The sequence below is a fragment of the Streptomyces sp. NPDC107521 genome, assembly GCF_055598485.1.
Genome location: NZ_JBVKAT010000006.1, coordinates 224,829 through 244,682, shown reverse-complemented (window position 1 = coordinate 244,682; position 19,854 = coordinate 224,829). Strand labels below are relative to the sequence as shown.

Annotated in this window: 10 protein-coding genes and 2 pseudogenes; 7 read left to right on the top strand and 5 right to left on the bottom strand. The window is 77.8% G+C overall.

Going from position 1 to position 19,854, the window contains the following annotated elements:
• Window positions 1–110: 110 nt before the first annotated feature.
• A complete protein-coding gene (locus tag ACZ7LB_RS12290) occupies window positions 111–1,232 on the bottom strand; it encodes an esterase/lipase family protein (protein WP_471467481.1) in 1,122 nt (373 codons plus the stop codon).
• A 524-nt stretch (window positions 1,233–1,756) separates the two neighbouring features.
• Here ACZ7LB_RS12290 and ACZ7LB_RS12285 point away from each other — a divergent pair.
• Window positions 1,757–2,173 carry a cobalamin B12-binding domain-containing protein gene (locus tag ACZ7LB_RS12285; protein ID WP_471467479.1) on the top strand — a complete coding sequence of 139 codons (417 nt, stop codon included), beginning with the start codon at window positions 1,757–1,759 and terminating at the stop codon, window positions 2,171–2,173.
• A 775-nt stretch (window positions 2,174–2,948) separates the two neighbouring features.
• Here ACZ7LB_RS12285 and ACZ7LB_RS12280 read toward each other — a convergent pair.
• Window positions 2,949–4,622: a DUF5691 domain-containing protein gene (locus tag ACZ7LB_RS12280; RefSeq protein WP_471467477.1), complete on the bottom strand. Its 1,674-nt coding sequence runs from the start codon at window positions 4,620–4,622 to the stop codon at window positions 2,949–2,951.
• Window positions 4,623–4,755: 133 nt separating this feature from the next.
• On the bottom strand, window positions 4,756–5,901 hold the full coding sequence (locus ACZ7LB_RS12275; RefSeq protein ID WP_471467475.1) for a hypothetical protein: 1,146 nt from the start codon (window positions 5,899–5,901) through the stop codon (window positions 4,756–4,758).
• A gap of 836 nt (window positions 5,902–6,737) precedes the next feature.
• Here ACZ7LB_RS12275 and ACZ7LB_RS12270 point away from each other — a divergent pair.
• From ACZ7LB_RS12270 to sucD, 5 genes and pseudogenes are all read left to right on the top strand, one after another.
• Entirely contained in the window at window positions 6,738–7,934 is a 1,197-nt protein-coding gene (locus ACZ7LB_RS12270) for an ATP-binding protein (protein ID WP_471467473.1), read from the top strand.
• 185 nt (window positions 7,935–8,119) lie between these two features.
• Window positions 8,120–10,450: pseudogene (locus ACZ7LB_RS12265) on the top strand (DUF5682 family protein); the annotation flags it as partial.
• Between the two features lie 414 nt (window positions 10,451–10,864).
• On the top strand, window positions 10,865–12,550 hold the full coding sequence (locus tag ACZ7LB_RS12260) for a VWA domain-containing protein (RefSeq protein ID WP_471467629.1): 1,686 nt from the start codon (window positions 10,865–10,867) through the stop codon (window positions 12,548–12,550).
• A 967-nt stretch (window positions 12,551–13,517) separates the two neighbouring features.
• Entirely contained in the window at window positions 13,518–14,699 is a 1,182-nt protein-coding gene (gene sucC / locus ACZ7LB_RS12255) for an ADP-forming succinate--CoA ligase subunit beta (RefSeq protein WP_471467471.1), read from the top strand.
• 28 nt (window positions 14,700–14,727) lie between these two features.
• A complete protein-coding gene (gene sucD / locus ACZ7LB_RS12250) occupies window positions 14,728–15,612 on the top strand; it encodes a succinate--CoA ligase subunit alpha (protein ID WP_471467469.1) in 885 nt (294 codons plus the stop codon).
• A gap of 362 nt (window positions 15,613–15,974) precedes the next feature.
• Here the strand turns inward: sucD and ACZ7LB_RS12245 are convergent, their stop codons facing one another.
• Together ACZ7LB_RS12245 and ACZ7LB_RS12240 are read right to left on the bottom strand one after the other, a co-directional pair.
• Complete coding sequence (locus tag ACZ7LB_RS12245) at window positions 15,975–16,916, bottom strand: RNA polymerase sigma factor (protein ID WP_471467627.1); 942 nt, start codon at window positions 16,914–16,916, stop codon at window positions 15,975–15,977.
• A gap of 1,017 nt (window positions 16,917–17,933) precedes the next feature.
• Window positions 17,934–18,059 (bottom strand): annotated as a pseudogene (locus tag ACZ7LB_RS12240) (RNA polymerase subunit sigma-24); the annotation flags it as partial.
• A 104-nt stretch (window positions 18,060–18,163) separates the two neighbouring features.
• Between ACZ7LB_RS12240 and ACZ7LB_RS12235 the strand changes: the two are divergent.
• Window positions 18,164–19,711, top strand: coding sequence for a cell division protein PerM (locus tag ACZ7LB_RS12235; RefSeq protein WP_471467467.1), 1,548 nt, complete (start codon window positions 18,164–18,166; stop codon window positions 19,709–19,711).
• Window positions 19,712–19,854: the final 143 nt, after the last annotated feature.

Below are 19,854 nucleotides of genomic sequence, written 5' to 3'. Positions count from 1 at the left end.
TCTTCCGCGGGTTTCCCGTGCGGGCGAAGCGGGCAATCGGCCGTGATTCGGCGGCCGGGAGCAGGACCTTGGCTTTGTGTTCGACGGATGTTCGAGGCGAATGGGGGATATCAGGCCACGGTGATGCCCCCGACGGGGCCGGGGGGAAGGCCGCCGCCCGCCTCCGGGAGCAGTCCGGAGGCGTCGAGGGCCTGCCGGATGCCGGTGGCCACGGCCGGGTGCACCGGCAGGGCGAGGTGTCCGATGCCGCTCACCCGCACGTTCTCCACCGTCAGGTCGGGGTGGTCGAGGCGGGCCGCCTCCAGCGGGTCCATCACCCGGTCCAGGTCGCTCCAGAAGCTCACGAACCGCGTGCGGCAGCCGGGCGCCGGCCGGGTCAGCTCCTCCAGCACCGGCGAGCCGGGGCGCATCTGCCGCACGATCGGATGGGCGTTGGCCAGCGGCGCCACCCGGGTCCCGGTGTGCGGCGTACCGAGGGTCACGCAGGTGCGGACGCGGAGGTCGCCGCCGAGCCGCTGCACGTAGTAACGGGCGATGAGCCCGCCGAGACTGTGGCCGACGAGGTCGACCCGCTCGGTGCCGGTGTGCGCGCAGATCTCCTCGACGTACCCGGCGAGCAGTTCGGCGGCGGCGCGGATGTCGCCGGTCAGCGGCGAGTGGTTGAGCGAGACGACCGGCTGCCCGCCGTGCTGGGCGAGGCTGCGGCGCAGCAGCAGGAAGACGGAACGGTTGTCGATGAAGCCGTGCAGCAGCACCACCGGGGGGCGGGCCGGGGACGTCAGCGGGGACGGGGGCGGCGCCGATCCGGGGCCGGAGGCCGGGGTGCCGGGGGGCCAGGGGTCGGGGCGGCGCTCCTGGACGATGCCCGAGGGGTAGAGGAGCAGGTGTCCGGCGAGGATCGCGGCCTCCAGGGCGGTCGCCTTGAGGAAGGTCAGCGAGGAGCCGGTCAGCCGGCCCGTCAGCCCGGGGAGCGCGGCGAGCCCCGAGAGCCAGGGGAGGTTCGAGACGCCCGGGAGGCCCGGCAGACCGGGGAGCGAGGGGCGGGCCGACAGGGCCGACAGCCCCGGGAGCCCGGCCAGGCCGTCGGTGAGCCCCGAGATCCCCGGCAGCGACGAGAGACCGGAGAGCGACGAGAGACCCGGGAGACCCGGGATTCCGGGCAGGTCCGGCAGGGAGGGGAGGAGGCGCTGGCAGAACGGAACAAGGGGCAGTGCCGCCGTCGTGACCTTCATGGACCGACCTCCTGTCGGCACGCCGCGGGACGTCTCTGTCCCCGGGTGCCCTGGTGGAGAGCGGAAAACGCCGGTGATCGCCGGTCTGTGCGGGAGAGGAGCGAAGGGTGCGGATCCCGGTGCGGGTGTTGCCGGTCTCTCGATGATACGGCGGTGGCGCCCGGGGTGCCTGTGGCGCCGCTGCCCGCCCGGGGCCGCCCCGCGATGCCCGGAGCGAGTGGCTCCGCCTGCCGGTGGTGCCGCCGCTGTACCCGGCGACGGTGCGCGGCGGGAAGGTGTCACCGTGTGATTTCCCCCTCTGTCCGCACCATGAAACCGCGGCTTGCGGGATGCTGGCGATAACGTTCGTTCACTCCCCGGGCGGCTCCGCGGGCGGCGCGGTACGGCGGCCCCGCACGTCGGGGCGCCCGGCGGTGCCGGGCGGGCCAGGCGCCCCGGGCGTGACGTGCTCCTGCTGTACGGCGCGGATGATGTGTGCGGTACTTGACGGTACGGATGGATGTAGTCGCTTCATGGAGGCAGTGATGGGTGTGCCAGCCGGTCCGATCCGCGTGGTGGTGGCCAAGCCGGGGCTCGACGGCCACGATCGCGGGGCCAAGGTGATCGCGCGGGCCCTGCGCGATGCCGGTATGGAGGTCATCTACACCGGCCTCCACCAGACCCCGGAGCAGATCGTGGGCACCGCGATCCAGGAGGACGCCGACGCGATCGGGCTGTCCATCCTCTCCGGCGCGCACAACACGCTCTTCGCCGCGGTGATCGAACTGCTCAAGGAGCGGGACGCGGCCGACATCCTGGTCTTCGGCGGCGGCATCATCCCGGAGGCGGACATCGCGCCGCTGAAGGAGAAGGGCGTCGCGGAGATCTTCACGCCCGGCGCGACGACAGCGTCGATCGTGCAGTGGGTCCGGGCGAACGTCCGGGAGCCCGCGGAGGCGTGAGCCCCCGGCGGCGCCCACCGGCCCCGGCGGTACGGGGCGCGCCGCCCGCAGGACCGGCGGACGGAGGTCCGCCGGGCCCGTGACCCGGAACCGGGGCCACGGCCCCGGCCCGCCATCCCCGCACCCCGTCCCCCGCCCGGCCCCGGCCGAAAGGGGTCTCCGTTCCCGGAGCCCGGCCCGGACCGGCTGCCCGCACCGGCCCGGACCCGAGCCGATGCCGACGGCGCCCTCTTGGCGCGCTCGGCCGGGGACGCTCCGCCGACTGTCCGGTCGCCCGGCGGTCGGTCCGTCCGGTGGTCCGGCCCTCCGAAGGTCCGTCCGGCCGCACACTGTTCCCGGAGCTTGGCCCGGCCCGGCCCACCGGCCCGTACCCGCCCTGAGCCGATGCGGACGGCGTGCCTTGGGCGCGCTGGGCCGGAGGTGTTCCGCAGGCCGAGCGAGAGTCCGGCAGCCCGGCGATCCGGCCCGCCGAAGATCCCTCCGTTCGCACGCCGTTGACCCACCCTCGCCTTGCTGACGGCCCTCGGAAGCTTCCGGGTCGGGCGGCTCCATCCCCCGGAGCAGCCCCGCGGTCCACCGGGAGCGCCCCGGGTCACCGGCCGTCCACCCCCGGCCAGCTCTTCGACCGCTGATGACGGGCCCGCGTCCCGGGCAGCCCCGGGCCCGGTCCCCGCTCTCAGAGGCAGCCCCCGCAGTGCGTCGGTCCGACGCGAGCGGTCCCGCCCGGTCAGCTCCCCGGTCACTGTTGGCGAACCCTCGCCCCGGCCCGGCAACTTCATCCCCCAGGCGCGGCCCCGCGATCCGCCGGGCCCACCGGGAGCCCCTCGCACCGGTCACCCGCCCCCGCCAGCTCCTCGGTCATCACCGCCCGCAGCCGCAGCGTCCGGGCCAGGCGCTGGAACGCCTCCGCCCAGTAACCCCCGGCGCCGGGCGAGGCGTCCTCCGGTTCGTCCGGCACCGCCAGCAGGCTGTCCAGCCGGGCCGCCTCGCCGGGATCCAGACAGCGTTCCGCCAGGCCCATCACGCCGCTGAAGCTCCACGGGTAACTCCCCGCGTCCCGGGCGATGTTGAGCGCGTCGACGACGGCCCGGCCGAGCGGCGGGGCCCACGGCACCGCGCACACGCCGAGCAGCTGGAACGCTTCGGACAGCCCGTGGGCGCCGATGAACCCGGCGACCCAGTCGGCCCGTTCCCCGGCCTCCAGGGTGCCGAGCAGCCTCGCCCGCTCGGCCAGGGACACCGCTCCCGGACCGCCCGCCTCCGGTGCCGTCGGGGAGCCCAGCAGGGCCCGCGCCCACCGGGCGTCCCGCTGCCGCACGGCCGCCCGGCACCAGGCCGCGTGCAGTTCGCCCTGCCAGTCGTCCCGCACCGGAAGGGCGACGATCTCCTCCGGGGTGCGCCCGCCCATCCGCGCGGACCAGATGCCGAGCGGCGCCGCCTCCGCGACCTGGCCGAACCACCACGACCGCTCGCCCCGGCCGGACGGGGCCCGCGCCACCACGCCGTCCCGTTCCATGCCCGGATCGCACTCGTGGGGAGCCTCCACCACGACGGCCGGGGCGCCGACGGTGCGGTCCAGGGAGACGCAGGCCAGCGCCCGGGCGCCCATCCGGGTCGCGAGGGCCGAGCGCGGCAGGGCGGTCAGCAGCTCCGCCGCCGTGGCCCGGACGGTGCGGCTGCGGTCGGTCAGCGCCCGCTCCAGGAACGGCTCGTCGGCCTCGGACAGCCCCACGCGCAGGGAGTCCAGGAACATCAGCCGGTCCTCGGCCCGCTCGGTCTCCCAGGTCCCGGCGAGCAGCTCGCGGCCCGCCACCGGTTCACGGGACCGCAGCGTCGACAGCAGGGTGACGCGCTCCGTGAACAGCCCCTCCCGCCACAGCCGCCGCGTCCGCTCGCCGCTTCCGGGGCCGGGCGGTGCGGCGGCCCCGCCCGGCGTCGTGCGCAGGGCGAACCGCCAGTCCGGGTTCAGCCCGGCCAGCCACAGGCCGCGCGGCCCGGCGAACCGCAGCGCCGCCGGACGCAGGTCCGTCCGTGCCCGCGCTGCGTCCAGCAGGGCGGGCAGCGCCTCGGGCGGCGGCGCGTAGCCGTGCGCGTTCGCCGTCGCGAGCCACTGCGGCAGCAGTTCCATCAGGTCGGGGGCCGTGCCGCGGCGCCCTCCGCCCGCCGTGCCGGGACGGTCGGAGAGCAGCGCCGTCAGCCGCCGCGCCGCCGCGTCCGGCACCCGGGGGCGCGGGTCCCCGGGGGCGGGGGCCACGCGCCGGCCGGCGGTCCCCGGGCGGAGCCCGGCCCGGCGGCGCACGGTCGCCACGGCCGCCGCGTCCAGCAGCGCGGCCGGCGCGTCCCGGCCCGGGGCGAGCCCCGGGGGAGTGCGCCGGTCGGTGCCGAGCAGGGCCGCGGTGACGAGGTCCTCCCACGGCGGGGCCGAGGGGACCGGTGCTGTGCTGGTCATCGGGTTCCTTCCGGTGGACGGGGCCTGCGGGCCCGGGGACGGAGTACGGGACCGGGCGGTCACGGACGCGGCGGCACGGCGGCGGACCGGACGGCCGGAGCGGACGTGCCCCCGCGCGGGCCCGGTGGACGGGTCAGCACAGCGGCACCACCGGACCCGGGGCCTCCGGCCAGGCGGCCAGGGGCGTGAAGCCGCGGTGCCCGCACTCCCCGAAGACCCGGAGGGGCGCGCCGCCGGACAGCGCGACCAGCCGCCACAGCCCGGGCCGGGCGCGGGCCGCCGGGGTGAGCGGCAGCGATGCGTCCCCGTCGGCGTCCGCCAGGTGCCAGTGGTCGCCGTCCCGGACCGGTACCGCCCGCTCCAGGGTCACCGGCACCGACTCCAGCCAGGGGTCGTCGCGCAGGGCCGACCCGTACCGGGCCGCCGCCCCGCCCGTCGTCACTCCCGGCGGGCGGGCCCGTGTCGGCGCGGGCCTCCCGAACCGCTCGCCCAGGGCGACCCGCCCCCGGCCGTCGCCCGGCCGGGCGGTCACCTCCGCGTCCAGGGCCAGCCCCACCGGCAGCGGGGGCTCCAGGGGCCGCCCCGGCGACCCGTAGGACAGCCAGAGGACGGTGCGGTCCGACCCCGTTCCGTACAGCCAGGTGTGGCGGGCCGTCAGGGGCTGGTCGGAGGTGTCGTGGCGGGCGAGGACCAGCCAGCGGTCCCGCACCGGGGGTCCTTCCGCCCGCGCCGGCAGGCCCACGCGGGAACGGACCGCCGCGGCCAGGGCGTCCGGCAGCCCCTCCCGGCGCAGCCAGCCCCGGTCCAGGAGGTGCAGCAGCGCGCACTCCTCCAGCAGCCGCACCGGCCAGCCCGGCCCGGACCCGGGTACGGCGCCCAGCTCCCGCACCCGCGCGGCCAGCCCCGGCGCCTGCGCGTCGACCATGCGGGCCGCCGTCTCCTCCCACATCCCGTACCCGGCCGCCTCCGCCCCGGCCAGACCGCCGCGCAGCAGGTCCGCGAGGCGCCGCTCCAGCTCCGTGGCTCCGGAGGTGATCCGCTCGGCACGGCGCTCCGCCCGCCGCCGCGCCGCCCCGGGATCGGCGACCCCACCTGCCGGGCCCCGCGCCTCCGGTCCGCCGCCTCCGGCCCCCGGTCCGGCATGCTCCGTCTCCGAAGCCTCACCCGTGGCCCCCGGCCCGGCGTCCCCTTTCTCCGGCTCCGCGCCCCTGGCCCCCGGTCCGTCGTCCCCCGTCCCCGGGACCGTGCCTCCGCCCGTCGGTCCGGTGCCCCCGCCCACCCGGCTTCGGGCCTCGGGCGCGCCGCTTCCGGCTCCCGGTTCGGCGCCCTCCGTCCCCGCTCCGGCGCCCCCTGTCTTCGAGGCCGTGCCCCCGCCCGCCGGTCCGGCACCCCCGGCCGCCCGGCCCCGCGCCTCCGGTCCGCCGCTTCCGGTCCCCGGTCCGGCGTTCCCCGTCCCCGGGACCGTGCCTCCGCCCGTGACCCCCGGCCCGATGTCCCCCTTCTCCGGGCCTGCACCCCCGGCCCCGGGCCCGGCGTCCCCTTTCTCCGGAGCCACTCCGCCGCCCGCCGGACCGGTGTCCCCGTCCCGTGCCCCTGTGGGACCGGCCGTGTCCGCCGCCGCGGGCACTCCCGGCCCCTCCCCGAGCCGGTGCCGTGCCCCGTCCGGCGGGGTGCTGCGCGAGGCGGCGGCCTCCCCTGCGCCGTCCCGGAGCCGCGGCAGCCCCCGTACAGGGGCGCAGGGGGTGCCGTCAGCCGGACAGTCGCCCCCGCGCACCGGCTCCGCGCCGTCCGGCACGGACACGGCCGCGCGGTGCGGCGGGCCCGCCCCCTTCTCACAGGGCCCCCGCACCGCCCCCTCTTCGGAACGTCCCCTCCCGGGCCATCGCGCGGCCGTTACCGGCCCCTCTCCCGCCTCGCGCGACGCGGCGTCGGGTGCCCTCGCCGGCACCTCCGCCACGATCCCGCGCCCCCGTCGCTGAGTCATGCCACCGAAGGTAGACGGCGCCACTGACAACCGGTCAGGTGAGGGCGTTCGTGCAGGTCAGGGCGATTGTCAGTGGGGTGGTGCACGGTGGGTCACAGAACGAACCGGATGAGCTGGAGGGGGACTCAGCCATGCCCGTGTCCGCAGAACCGACATCCGCACGACCCGGCTCCGGGGCCCCGGAGGAGAGGGGCCCCGAGTCCGCTGGGCGGGCCGGGGCCGGGGCCGGCGCCGGCGCCGTGCCCGGCTCCGAGGTGCTGCGTCCGCACGCCGAGGTGACCTTCGCGGGCGAACTCGCCGCGCTGGCAGCGCGGGACGACCGCCCGCGCCCGGTCCGCTGGAGGCTGTCGCCGTGGGCCGTCGCCACCTACCTCCTCGGCGGCACCCTGCCCGACGGCACGGTGATCACCCCCAAGTACGTGGGGCCGCGCCGTATCGTCGAGGTCGCCGTCGCCACCCTCGCCACCGACCGCGCCCTGCTCCTACTCGGCGTGCCCGGCACCGCGAAGACCTGGGTCTCCGAGCACCTGGCCGCCGCCGTCAGCGGCGACTCGACGCTGCTGGTGCAGGGCACCGCAGGCACCCCGGAGGAGGCGATCCGCTACGGCTGGAACTACGCGCGGCTGCTCGCCCACGGGCCCGGCCGCGAGGCCCTCGTGCCCAGCCCCGTCATGCGCGCCATGGCGGAGGGCCGCACCGTCCGGGTGGAGGAGCTGACCCGCGTCCCGGCCGATGTGCAGGACACCCTCATCACGATCCTCTCCGAGAAGACCCTGCCCGTGCCGGAGCTGGGCCAGGAGGTGCAGGCCGCCCGCGGCTTCACCCTGATCGCCACCGCCAACGACCGCGACCGGGGGGTCAACGAGCTGTCCAGCGCCCTGCGCCGCCGCTTCAACACCGTGGTGCTGCCGCTGCCGGAGAGCGCCGAGGCGGAGGTCTCCATCGTGGCGCGCCGGGTCGACCAGATCGGCCGTTCCCTCGACCTCCCGGCCGCGCCCGACGGCATCGACGAGATCCGCCGGGTGGTGACGGTCTTCCGCGAGCTGCGCGACGGAGTGACCGGCGACGGCCGGACGAAGCTGAAGTCGCCCAGCGGGACCCTGTCCACGGCCGAGGCCATCTCGGTCGTCACCGGCGGCCTCGCCCTGGCCGCCCACTTCGGCGACGGGGTGCTGCGGCCCGGTGACATCGCCGCGGGCATCCTCGGCGCCGTCGTCCGCGACCCGGCGGCGGACCGCGTCGTCTGGCAGGAGTACCTGGAGACGGTCGTGCGCGAGCGCGACGGCTGGAGCGACTTCTACCGGGCCTGCCGGGAGGTGGCCGCGTGAGGGACACGCCGACGGCCGGGGGACGGGGCGCCGCGGCACCCGGTGGCGGACCGGCGCCCTCCCGGCGCCGGCGGGGGGCTGCCGGGGCGGGGGAGAGGGACGGCGGGACCGGCGGGGAGGGTGCCCGGGGCGGCCCGCCCCGTACGGGGGGTGCCCGGGGGCGCGCGCCCGCCGACGCGCCGCCGCTGCTGCTCGGTGTGCGCCACCACGGGCCGGGGTCGGCCCGGGCGGTGCGCGCGGCGCTGGACGCGGCCCGCCCGGCGGCGGTGCTCATCGAGGGGCCGCCCGAGGCCGATCCGCTGATCCCGCTGGCCGCCGACCCGGCCATGCGCCCGCCCGTCGCCCTGCTCGCCCACGCCGTGGACGAGCCCGGCAGGTCGGTGTTCTGGCCGCTGGCCGCGTTCTCCCCGGAGTGGGTGGCCCTGCGCTGGGCCCTCGACCACGGGGTGCCGGCCCGCTTCATCGACCTCCCGGCCACCCACACCCTGGCCCGTCCGGCGGGGGACGGCGGCGCGGGGGACGGCGCGGCGGAGGGGGACGCGCCGAAGGACGGCGCACCGGGCGCGGGCGGTTCCGGCGGGCGCCCGGAGGAGGAGTCCGCGCCGGCCGGCCTGGCTGTCCGGGCCGATCCGCTCGCCGCGCTCGCCGGGGCCGCCGGCCACGAGGACCCCGAACGCTGGTGGGAGGACGTCGTCGAGCACCGGGCCGGGGCGGCGGGCGCGCCGGAGGACGCGCTCGCGCCGTTCACCGCGCTGGAGGAGGCCATGACGGCGCTGCGGGAGACCGGCGGCGCGGACGGCCGGGACCTCGTGCGCGAGGCCCACATGCGGCTCCGGCTGCGCGCGGCCCGGCGGGAGTTCCCGGGCACCGTGGCCGTGGTGTGCGGGGCCTGGCACGTGCCCGCGCTGCGGCGCCGCACCACCGTCGCCGCCGACCGGGCGCTGCTGAAGGGGCTGCCGAGGACCCGGGTGGAGCTGACCTGGGTCCCGTGGACCCACCGCAGGCTCTCCCGGTCCGGCGGGTACGGGGCGGGCATCGACGCGCCGGGCTGGTACGGGCACCTGTTCGAGGCGCCGGACCGTCCCGTCGAGCGCTGGCTGACCAAGGTGGCCGGGCTGCTGCGGGAGGAGGACCGGCCCGTCTCCCCGGCCCATGTCATCGAGGCGGTCCGGCTGGCCGGGACCCTCGCCGCGCTGCGCGGTCGCCCGCTGGCCGGGCTGGGCGAGACGACGGAGGCCGTGCGGGCGGTGATGTGCGACGGCTCGGACGTGCCGCTGGCCCTGGTGCGCGACCGGCTCGTCGTCGGGGACGTCCTGGGCGGGGTCCCGGAGGGGGCGCCCGCCGTGCCGTTGCAGCGGGACCTCGACCGGATCCGGCGGCGGCTCCGGCTCGCCCCCGAGGCCCGCGTCCGCGAACTGGACCTCGACCTGCGCGAGGACACCGACGCGGCCCGCAGCCGCCTGCTGCACCGGCTGCGCCTGCTCGGCGTCGGCTGGGGCGAACCGGCCGCCGAGCGGTCCGGCACGGGCACCTTCCGGGAGGGCTGGCGGCTGCGATGGGAGCCGGAGCTGGCGGTGCGGGTCGCCGAGGCCGGGGTGTGGGGCACGACCGTCCTCGCCGCCGCGACCGCCAGGGCCGAGGCGGACGCCGCCGCCGCGCGGGACCTGTCCGGCGTCACCGCGCTCGCGGAACGCTGTCTGCTCGCCGGGCTGCCGGACGCGCTGCCCGCGGTGATGGCCGCCCTCGCCGACCGCGCCGCGCTCGACACGGACGTCGGCCACCTCGCCCGGGCCCTGCCCGCCCTGGTCCGCGCCCTGCGCTACGGGGACGTGCGCGGCACCGGGACGGAGGCCCTGGCCGAGGTCGCCGCCGGGCTCGCCGCGCGGATCTTCGTGGGGCTGCCCCCGGCCTGCACCGCGCTCGGCGCCGACGCGGCCGAGGAGGCGCGCCGCCACGTCGACGCCGTGCACGCGGCGGTGGGCCTGCTCGCCGCCGTGCCCGGCCGGGGCGGTCTGCGGGCCCGCTGGCACGCCGTCCTGCGCACCCTGGGCGCGCGGACCACCGTCCCGGGGGTGATCCGGGGCCGCGTGGTGCGGCTCCTCCTCGACGACGGCGCGCTGGCGCCCGCCGCGGCGGCCCGCCCGATGGGCCTGGTGCTCTCGCCCGGCACGCCCCCGGCGGACGCGGCGGCCTGGATCGAGGGCTTCGTCGGCGGCGCGGGCGGCGGCCTGCTCCTCCTCCACGACGAGCGGCTGCTGACGCTGGTCGACACCTGGCTGACCGGTGTCCCGGGGGTGGCGTTCACGGACGTGCTGCCCCTGCTGCGGCGCACCTTCTCGGCCTACGAGCCGGGGGTCCGGCGGGCCCTGGGCGACCGTGTCCGGAGCGGCCCCGGCGGGCGCGGCACGGGGGCGTCCTCGCCCACCGTCCCCGGCTTCGCCCCGGCCCCCGACCCCGCCCGGGCCGACGCGGTCCTCCCCGCCGTCCACGCCCTCCTGGGCCTCACCCCGGCCCCGGCCACCGAGACGACGGCGGTCTCCGGGGGGACCCCCGCCCTGCCACCCGGGCTCAGGAACACCACCACCCTCACGGCACCCACGGCGGCCGGCGGCACCGCCCTGTGCCGCGGAGCGGACGAGGGGACGGCGGCGGGACCACCGGGTGCGGCCCCGGCCGGGCGCGAGGGCACGGCGACGGCCGGGGCCGCCGACCGGTCGGCGGCGGCCGGGGCGGGCGAGCGGACCGCCGCCGGGGAGGACGGGTGCAGCGGGCATGGAGCGGGCGCGGGGACCGCCGCCGAGACGGCCGACGGTGAGGGGACGACGACTGTGGATGCGGCCGGCGGCGGTTCCGCGGCGGCCGGGGCTGGAGGGAGCACCGGCCGGGAAGCGGGAGGGGACGCGCAGAAGGGCGCGGGCACCGTCGGCGGGATGCCCGGGTGCGAGGGCGCGGTGGGGGGTCCCACGGGGGTGGCCCCGGCCGGTGAGCGGACCGCCGCCGGTGCCGGAGGGGGCGCCGGCCGCCGAGCGGATGCGGGCGCGGGCGCGGGCGCGAACGCGGGGGCGGGCGGGAGCACGACCGAGGCGGGGGCGGACATGGGGACGGCCGAGGAGGCGGACGTGGGGAGGGCCCGGGAGGTGGACGCACCGGGAGCCGGTGCCGCTCCCACCGCCCACGCAGGTTCGTTTCCCCACGCCCACGCCCACGCCCACGCCCACGCCCACGCCCACGCCCACGCCCACGCCCACGCCCACGCCCACGCCCATGCCCACGCCCATGCCCATGCCCATGCCCATGCCCATGCCCATGCCCATGCCCACGCCCATGCCCACGCCCATGCCCACGCCCGCACCGCTCCCGACGCTCACGTCGACGCCGCTCCCGCTCCCGCTTCCGACGCCGACGCTGACGCCGCTCCCGTTCCCGCCCACGCCTCCGGCGCCGTGCCCGGCGCGGCTCCCGCCCCCGGCGCCGGGGCCGAGCGGTTGCGGCGGTGGCGGATGGTGCTCGGGGGTGAGGCGGGGGCGGACGGGACCGGGTGGGCGCTGTCCGGGCGGGACGCCGCGGTCGACGGTGCCCTCGCCGCGCTCTACGGCGACCGGGAGGCGCCGCGCCCGGGGCGGGAGCGCACCGCGGGGCTCGGGGCGTCGGCGCCGTCCGTCGCGCGCTGGCTCGGCGACATCCGGACGTACTTCCCCTCCCCGGTCGTCCGGGTCCTGCAACGGGACGCCATCGACCGGCTCGGCCTCGGCGCGCTCCTGCTGGAGCCGGAGCTGCTGGAGGCCGTCGAGGCGGACGTGCACCTCGTCGGCACCCTGCTGTCGCTCAGCCGGGCCATGCCCGAGACGACGCGGGAGTCGGCGCGGGCCGTGGTGCGCCGGGTCGTGGAGGACCTGGAGAAGCGGCTCGCAGCCCGCACCCGGACCGCCCTCACCGGCGCCCTGGACCGCGGCGCCAGAACCGCCCGCCCCCGCCACCGGGACATCGACTGGAACCGCACGGTCGCGGCCAATCTCCGGCACTACCTGCCCGAGCACGGCACGGTCGTGCCCGAGCGGCTCGTCGGCCACGCGCGGGCCGCGCGGTCGGTGCGCAAGGAGATCGTCCTCTGCGTCGACCAGTCCGGTTCGATGGCGGCGTCGGTGGTCTACGCGTCGGTGTTCGGGGCGGTGCTGGCCTCCCTGCGGGCGGCGCGCACCCGGCTGGTCGTGTTCGACACCCAGGTCGCCGACCTCACCGGTCTGCTGGACGACCCGGTCGACGTCCTTTTCGGCACCCGGCTGGGCGGCGGCACCGACATCAACCGCGCGCTGGCGTACTGCCAGGACCGGATCACCCGGCCCGCCGAGACGATCGTCGTACTGATCAGCGATCTGTACGAGGGCGGCACGCGGGACGCGACGCTGCGGCGGGTGGCGGCGATGCGGGCGGCGGGCGTGCGGTTCGTGACGCTGCCGGCCCTGTCCGACGAGGGGACGCCGGCGTACGACCGGGAGCACGCGGCGGCGCTGGCCGGGCTGGGCGTGCCGGTCTTCGCCTGCACGCCCGACCGGTTCCCGGAGGTGATGGCGGCGGCGATCGAGGACCGTCCGCTGCCGGTACCGAACCGGACATGACTACCCATCGGTAACACGGGGCTTGCGCGACCTCCGGACCTCCGTGCGAGGATCACGCCCCAACAGCCTCCTCCCGCCCCGCCGGGCGGGCCGCGCCCCGGTCCGTACGCGCTCGCGCGAGCGCGTACGGACCGGGGCGCGGGGCAGGCGCAGTCTCCGTGTGGGTGCGGGTCGCACCGGAGGGCCGGAAGCCGTCCGGTCTCCGTCCGGCCGAGCCCCGCGGACGGGGTCGGAGGGGTTCCCATTGGGGTGGGGCCGCCCCGGCCCGCACCCCGGCGGCCGTGACGCGGCTCCGGGGAGCAGGACGGGCCCCACCGGGCGAACCCCAACCCGGTGAGGCCCCTCCCGGCACCCCGGGCCCGCGCCCGGGGCCTCACCCGTACGGCGGATGCCTCCCGGGGGGCGCCTCCGGCGGAGCGCCCGGAGCCCGCGCCCGAACGGAGCCCCGCTCGTCCCGCCCGCCCCCGGCCCGATCGCCGGGCCCGCTCCGTCCCGCCCGCCCCCGGCCCGATCGCCGGGCCCGCTCCGTCCCGCCCGCCCCCGGCCCGATCGCCGGGCCCACGCCGTCCCCGTCTCCGCCCCCGGCCCGATCGCCCGGCCCACGCCGCCCTGTCTCCGCCCCGCCCCGGCTCGTGCCGCCCCGTCTCGATCCGTCCGGCGGGGCGGGCGAGAGGGCATGGGCGTGAGACGCGCCGTGTGGTGCGGCCTTCGGCGCGGGCCCTCTCCGGAGCGTCCGGTTCCGGCACGTCGTGCCAGGTGGCTGGCATCATGTGACAGGTATCACCGCTCAGGTGTGACCCGCGATTTAGGGACCCTCCTCAACCGGGGATACCCTGCGAGACGGACATGCCGCGCGCTCGGTCACCGTGTGCGCTCCCCCTGTGACACAGAAGCGCGCGTCACGTTGCCCTCGCGGCACGCCCACGCATCCAACGAACCGCGAGATCACTGATAGGGACGGAAGCGCGTGGACCTGTTCGAGTACCAGGCGAGGGACCTCTTCGCCAAGCACGATGTACCGGTGCTGGCCGGTGAAGTCATCGACACGCCTGATGCGGCGCGCGAGATCACCGAGCGTCTGGGCGGCAAGTCCGTCGTCAAGGCTCAGGTGAAGGTCGGTGGCCGCGGCAAGGCCGGTGGTGTCAAGCTGGCCGCCACTCCGGACGAGGCCGTCGCCCGCTCGACGGACATTCTCGGCATGGACATCAAGGGCCACACGGTCCACAAGGTGATGATCGCCGAGACCGCTCCGGAGATCGTGGAGGAGTACTACGTCTCCTTCCTCCTCGACCGTGCCAACCGGACCTTCCTCTCCATCGCCTCCGTCGAGGGCGGCATGGACATCGAGGAGGTGGCCGCCACCCGCCCGGAGGCCGTCGCCAAGACCCCGATCGACGCGATCGACGGTGTGACGCCGGAGAAGGCGCGCGAGATCGTCGAGGCCGCGAAGTTCCCGGCCGAGGTCGCCGGCAAGGTCGCGGACGTCCTCGTCACGCTGTGGGACACCTTCATCAAGGAGGACGCCCTCCTGGTCGAGGTCAACCCGCTGGCCAAGGTCGCCTCGGGCGAGGTCATCGCCCTGGACGGCAAGGTGTCGCTGGACGACAACGCCGAGTTCCGCCACCCCGACTTCGAGGCGCTCCACGACAAGGCCGCGGCCGACCCGCTGGAGGCCGCCGCCAAGGAGAAGAACCTCAACTACGTCAAGCTCGACGGTGAGGTCGGCATCATCGGCAACGGCGCGGGTCTCGTCATGAGCACCCTGGACGTCGTCGCCTACGCCGGTGAGAACCACGGCAACGTCAAGCCCGCCAACTTCCTGGACATCGGCGGCGGCGCCTCGGCCCAGGTCATGGCGGACGGCCTGGAGATCATCCTCGGCGACGCGGACGTCCGGTCCGTCTTCGTCAACGTCTTCGGCGGCATCACCGCGTGCGACGAGGTCGCCAACGGCATCGTCCAGGCGCTGAAGCTCCTGGAGGACCGCGGCGAGAAGGTCGAGAAGCCCCTCGTCGTCCGTCTCGACGGCAACAACGCCGAGCTGGGCCGCAAGATCCTCACCGACGCCAACCACCCGCTGGTGCAGCGCGTCGACACCATGGACGGCGCGGCCGACAAGGCCGCCGAGCTGGCCCACGCCGCCAAGTAAGCACTCAGGACGAGGACACCAACACACCATGGCTATCTGGCTCAACAAGGACAGCAAGGTCATCGTCCAGGGCATGACCGGTGCCACCGGCATGAAGCACACCAAGCTCATGCTCGGTGACGGCACCGAGGTCGTGGGCGGCGTGAACCCGCGCAAGGCGGGGCAGACCGTGGACTTCGACGGCACCGAGGTACCCGTCTTCGGGACCGTCAAGGAGGCCATCGAGAAGACCGGCGCCGACGTCTCCGTCATCTTCGTGCCGGAGAAGTTCACCAAGGACGCCGTCGTCGAGGCCATCGACGCCGAGATCCCGCTGGCCGTCGTGATCACCGAGGGCATCGCCGTGCACGACTCGGCCGCCTTCTGGGCGTACGCCGGCAAGAAGGGCAACAAGACCCGGATCATCGGCCCGAACTGCCCCGGCATCATCACCCCGGGCCAGTCCAACGTCGGCATCATCCCGGGCGACATCACGAAGCCGGGCCGCATCGGCCTGGTCTCGAAGTCCGGCACGCTGACGTACCAGATGATGTACGAGCTGCGCGACATCGGTTTCTCGACCGCCGTCGGCATCGGTGGCGACCCGATCATCGGCACCACGCACATCGACGCGCTGAAGGCCTTCCAGGACGACCCCGACACCGACCTGATCGTCATGATCGGTGAGATCGGCGGCGACGCCGAGGAGCGGGCCGCGGCCTTCATCAAGGAGAACGTGACCAAGCCGGTCGTCGGCTACGTCGCGGGCTTCACCGCGCCCGAGGGCAAGACGATGGGCCACGCCGGTGCCATCGTCTCCGGTTCGTCCGGCACCGCCCAGGCGAAGAAGGAGGCCCTGGAGGCCGCCGGTGTCCAGGTCGGCAAGACGCCGACCGAGACCGCCAAGCTCGCCCGCGCGATCCTGGCCGGCTGACCGGCCCCCGCGCCGCACATCGAGTGGGCCCGGCTCCGTCGAGGAGCCGGGCCCACTCGGCGTTTCCGGACGCCGCCGGCCGCCCTTCGGCCACCGGCGGCCGTCCACGGGCATGCCCCGGCCGTTCCCGGCCGTCCATGGGCATGCCCTGGCCGCCCCCGGCCGTCCGCGGCCAATCCTCCGGCCACGTGCGGCCATTCCCCGGCCACACGCGGCCACGCACGCGGCCTCTCATGGCCACCGGTGGCCGCCCCCGGCCGTCCGTAGCCGCGCCGGCCCCGCGCCGGCCCCGCGCCGGCCCCGCGCCGGCCCATCCCCGGCTCCCAGCGGTCGCGGCCGGACGGTACGGCGTCGGGGCGGGGTCAGTCGGGGCGGGGGAGCAGCCGTTCGGGGCCGTCCTGCCAGGCGTCCCGGAGCTTGTGGCGCAGCTCCACCTGCCCGTCCGACAGCGGGCCCGGCGCGGCCCGGGAGGGCAGCCCGTGCACCGGCGCCCCGGGGGCCACGGGCGGCTCGTAGTGGGTGGGCGCGGTGCGCAGCGCCAGGGCGGTGGTCCCGATCAGGGCGGCCGTGAAGGCGACGGCGGCCCGGGTCATGACACGGGCCCGGCGCTCGCCCGCGGTGCGCACCGCCGGGGGGCCGGAGGCGCGCGGCCGTCCGGCGGACGCCAACTCGGCCAGCCGCTCGCGCAGCACCAGCGGGTCCGCCAGCTCGGGCAGCGGCCCGCGGAGGGCCTCGCGGGCGCGCATCAGCCGGCCCGCCGCCGCCGGGGTGCTGGCCTCGGTCTCCGCGGCCGTCTCCGGGAGGTCCAGGCCGACGCCGTCGTAGAGCACGAGAGTGCGGCGGTACGGCGGCGGGAGGCGCAGCAGGGCGGTCAGCAGGGCGCGCTGCTCCGGGGCGGAGGGCGGCGGCTCCGGGTTCCGGCGGGGGCGGAAGCGGTGCCAGGGGGAGAGCGCGCGGTCGTACGCCGCCGCCCGCACCCAGCCCGCCGGGTCGGGGTCGCGGGCGACCTCGGGCCACTGCTCCCAGGCCCGCCGGAAGGCCGTCTCCACCGCCTCGCGGGCCGACGCGCGGCGGCCGGTGAGCAGATAGGTCTGGCGGAGCAGGGCGGGGGCGGCGAACTCGTACAGCGCGTCGAAGGCCTGAACGGGGGTCGGGGCGGGCGGCAGGTCCTCGGGGAACGGTCCGCCGAGCGGTCGCGCCGGGAGGACGAGGCTGTCGGCGGAGGCTCCGGACCCCCGGCGGGAGACCGAGGGGGGCCCGCCCCTTGCGCGGGTCCCGGCGCCGACGGCGACCACGACGGGCACGGGCCCCGGTTCCGGGGCGGGGCCGGACTCCGCCACGGGCTCGGGCGCCGACGCGGGCCTCGCCCTCCTCGGGGGCCGCGCCTTCCGGGCGGGCTTCCGTACGCGCCGGGGCGCGGGCTCTGACGCGGGCGTCGGCCGCGGCCCGGCCGCCGCTTCCCGTACGGATGTCACGTCCGGTACGGACGCGGGCCGCGGCCCTGGTGCGCTGCCCGGAACGGGTGTCGGCTCCGCCGTGGGGTCGGTCTCCGATGCCGGGGTGGGCTCCGGCACGGGGGTGCGCTCGCGCTTCGCCTTCCGCCCCGGAACCAGCCCCAGGCCGCGCCCGCGCCCGCGCGCCGGGGTGGCAGCGCGCACCGGAGGGGGTACGTCGCCCGGGGCCGGGGTGCGCTCCGGTTTTGGTGCGTGGTCCCGGGACGCGGCGCGTACGGGCTCGGGTCCGTGGTCCGGAGCCTCCGTGTGCCTGGGTTCCGGTTCGTGGGCGGTCGTCGTGCGTACGGGTTCCGGTTCGTGGTCCGGTGTCCGGGTGGGGTGCGGTCTCCGCACGTCGTCCGGCGTCATCGTGTGCGCCGGGTTCCGTTCGGGGGGCGGGGGCGCGGTGTGCTCCGGTTGCCGTACGCCGTCCGGGGCCGTCGCGGCGGCGCGTTCCGGTTCCCGGCCCCGGTCCTGTTCGTGTCGTGACGCCGCGTGTTCCGGGGCGGAGGTCCCGTCCGGCGCCGGTGCGCGGTTCGGGTCTGGCCGGGGGTCCGGAGGGGGGCCCTGGGGCCGGGGCCGCTCGGGGGTCGGGGCCGACGGGGCGCCGTCGTGGCCCGGTCCGTCGTCGGGGGACGGTGCGTGGGCGGCCGGGGCCGGGTGTGGGTGCGGGGCCGGGGCGAGGGGCGGGAACGGCTCGCGGCCGGGGGCCGACGGGGGGCGCTCCGACGGGGCGTCAGGGCGCGGCGTGCCGTTCGCCAGGGAGTGCAGCAGCTTCGCGTACGCCTCCCGCTTGCGGCCGCGCGGAGTCGTGCGCCCGCTCTCCCACGCGCGGACCGTCTCGTGGGTGACGCCGACCCGCTCCCCGAGCTGAGTGCGCGTCAACGCGGCGGACTCGCGCAGGCGTCGGCGCGTCGCGGGGGGAGGGAGCGGGGTCGCCGGGCTCCGTGTCACAGGGCACCCCTCCGTGCGAAAAAGTACATAACCGTATATTGGGCGACACGTCGGGGCTTCGCCTCTTGCGTCGGGGAAGCGGGTGTCATTGGGAGCATGGCGGCGTGATCCAGACGACCGCCCACCGCATCTCCCCCTCCCTGCTGCGCGCCCGGTGGCGCGACCGGGCGCCCGGACTGTCCGCCGGTGCGCTCGGCGGAGCGATCGCGGCCGTGCTGGGCCTCGGCGCGATCGCCGCGGTGGTGTCCCTGCTGTGGATCAGCTCGCCCTACCCCGACGGCGGGCCCGGCGGCGCCCTGCGCGTCGCGGCGTCGCTGTGGCTGCTGGGGCACGGGGCCGAACTGGTGCGCGCCGAGACCCTGTCGGGGGTGCCCGCGCCGGTGGGCCTGACCCCGCTGCTGCTGTTCGCGCTGCCGGTGTGGCTGGTGCACCGCGCGGCGCGGGACGCGACGGACCCCGGGGACGGCGTCGGTGTGGCGGTGGGCGGCCGGGGGCCCGACGGCCGGGCGGGAGGGGCGCGCGGCGGCGCCGACGGGCCGCCCCCGGTCTCCGCGCGCAACGCCTGGACCGGGGTCGTGCTCGGCTACCTCGGGGTCGCCCTGCTGGTGGCCCTCTACACCGTCGGGGGCGCCCTGCGGCCGTCCTGGTGGGTCCTGGTGTGGCTGCCGCCGGTCGTGATGGCCGCGGCGGGCGGGGGAGCGTGGACGGCGTTCGGCCGGCCGGGCGGCCCGGTGGGCCAGATGCTGCGGAAGCTGCCCCGCCCGGTGCGGGAGCTGCTCGTGGAGCCGGACGCGCGGCTGGGCGCCGCGACGCGGGCCGCGGGCGCGGCGGCGGCGGTGCTGGCCGGGGGCGGCGCGCTGCTGGTCGGGGTCTCGCTGGTGGGGCACGGGGGCGCGGCGCGGGACGCCTTCGGGCAGCTCACCGAGGGGTGGTCGGGCCGCTTCGCGGTGCTGCTGCTCTGTCTCGCGCTGGTGCCCAACGCGGCGGTCTGGGCGGCGGCGTACGCGCTCGGGCCGGGCTTCCTGCTGGGCGCGGGGCACGTGGTGGCGCCGGGCGGCTCCGACCCGACGGCTCCGCTGCCGCCGTTCCCGCTGCTCGCGGCGGTGCCGGACGCGGGGGCGGGGACACCGTGGCACTGGACGGTGGCGGTGGTGCCGCTGGCGGCGGGTGTGACGGCCGGGTGGTTCACGGGGCGCGCGGCGGCGGTGGGCGATCCGGACGGTGGCGGGCGGCCCTGGTCGCCGCGCAGGACGCTGGCGGCGGTGTGGCTGGCGGCGGGGGTGTGCGGGCTGCTGGCGGCGGTGCTGGCGGGGGTGGCCGGGGGGCCGCTGGGCGGGGCGCGGCTGGCCCGGTTCGGGCCGGTGTGGTGGGAGGTCGGCGGGGCGGTGCTGGTGTGGGTGGGGGTGGTGGCGACGCCGGTGGCGGTGTGCGTGCGGTGGGGGGTGGTGCGGGGGTTGGTACGGGGGCCCGTGCCGGCCGGGGGCCGGGCGGGGGGTTCCGCGGGGCGGTGGCTCCGGGCGGTGCGGGGGGTCGTCCCGGGGAGGTTCCGGCGGAGGAGCGCGGGGGCGGGCGGGGGGTGGGATTCGCCCCCGCCGCCCCTACCCGTCCCGTCCTCGGGGGCTGCCGCCCCCGGGCCCCCGCGTCGGCCCTGAAGGGGCCTCGTCCTCAGGCGCCGGACGGGCTGGGGGTGCCCGGGTTCTGTCGTGGGGGCTGTCGTCCCCGGGTCCTCGCGTCGGTCCTGGAGGGGCCTCGTCCTCAGGCGCCGGACGGGCTGGGGGTGCCCGGGTTCTGTCAC

Coding starts and splice junctions, on each gene's coding strand:
- ACZ7LB_RS12270 (WP_471467473.1), top strand. CDS start 6,738: ATGCCCGTGTCCGCAGAACCGACATCCGCACGACCCGGCTCCGGGGCC.
- ACZ7LB_RS12285 (WP_471467479.1), top strand. CDS start 1,757: ATGGGTGTGCCAGCCGGTCCGATCCGCGTGGTGGTGGCCAAGCCGGGG.
- ACZ7LB_RS12260 (WP_471467629.1), top strand. CDS start 10,865: ATGCCCGGGTGCGAGGGCGCGGTGGGGGGTCCCACGGGGGTGGCCCCG.
- ACZ7LB_RS12280 (WP_471467477.1), bottom strand. CDS start 4,622: ATGACCAGCACAGCACCGGTCCCCTCGGCCCCGCCGTGGGAGGACCTC.
- sucD (WP_471467469.1), top strand. CDS start 14,728: ATGGCTATCTGGCTCAACAAGGACAGCAAGGTCATCGTCCAGGGCATG.
- ACZ7LB_RS12290 (WP_471467481.1), bottom strand. CDS start 1,232: ATGAAGGTCACGACGGCGGCACTGCCCCTTGTTCCGTTCTGCCAGCGC.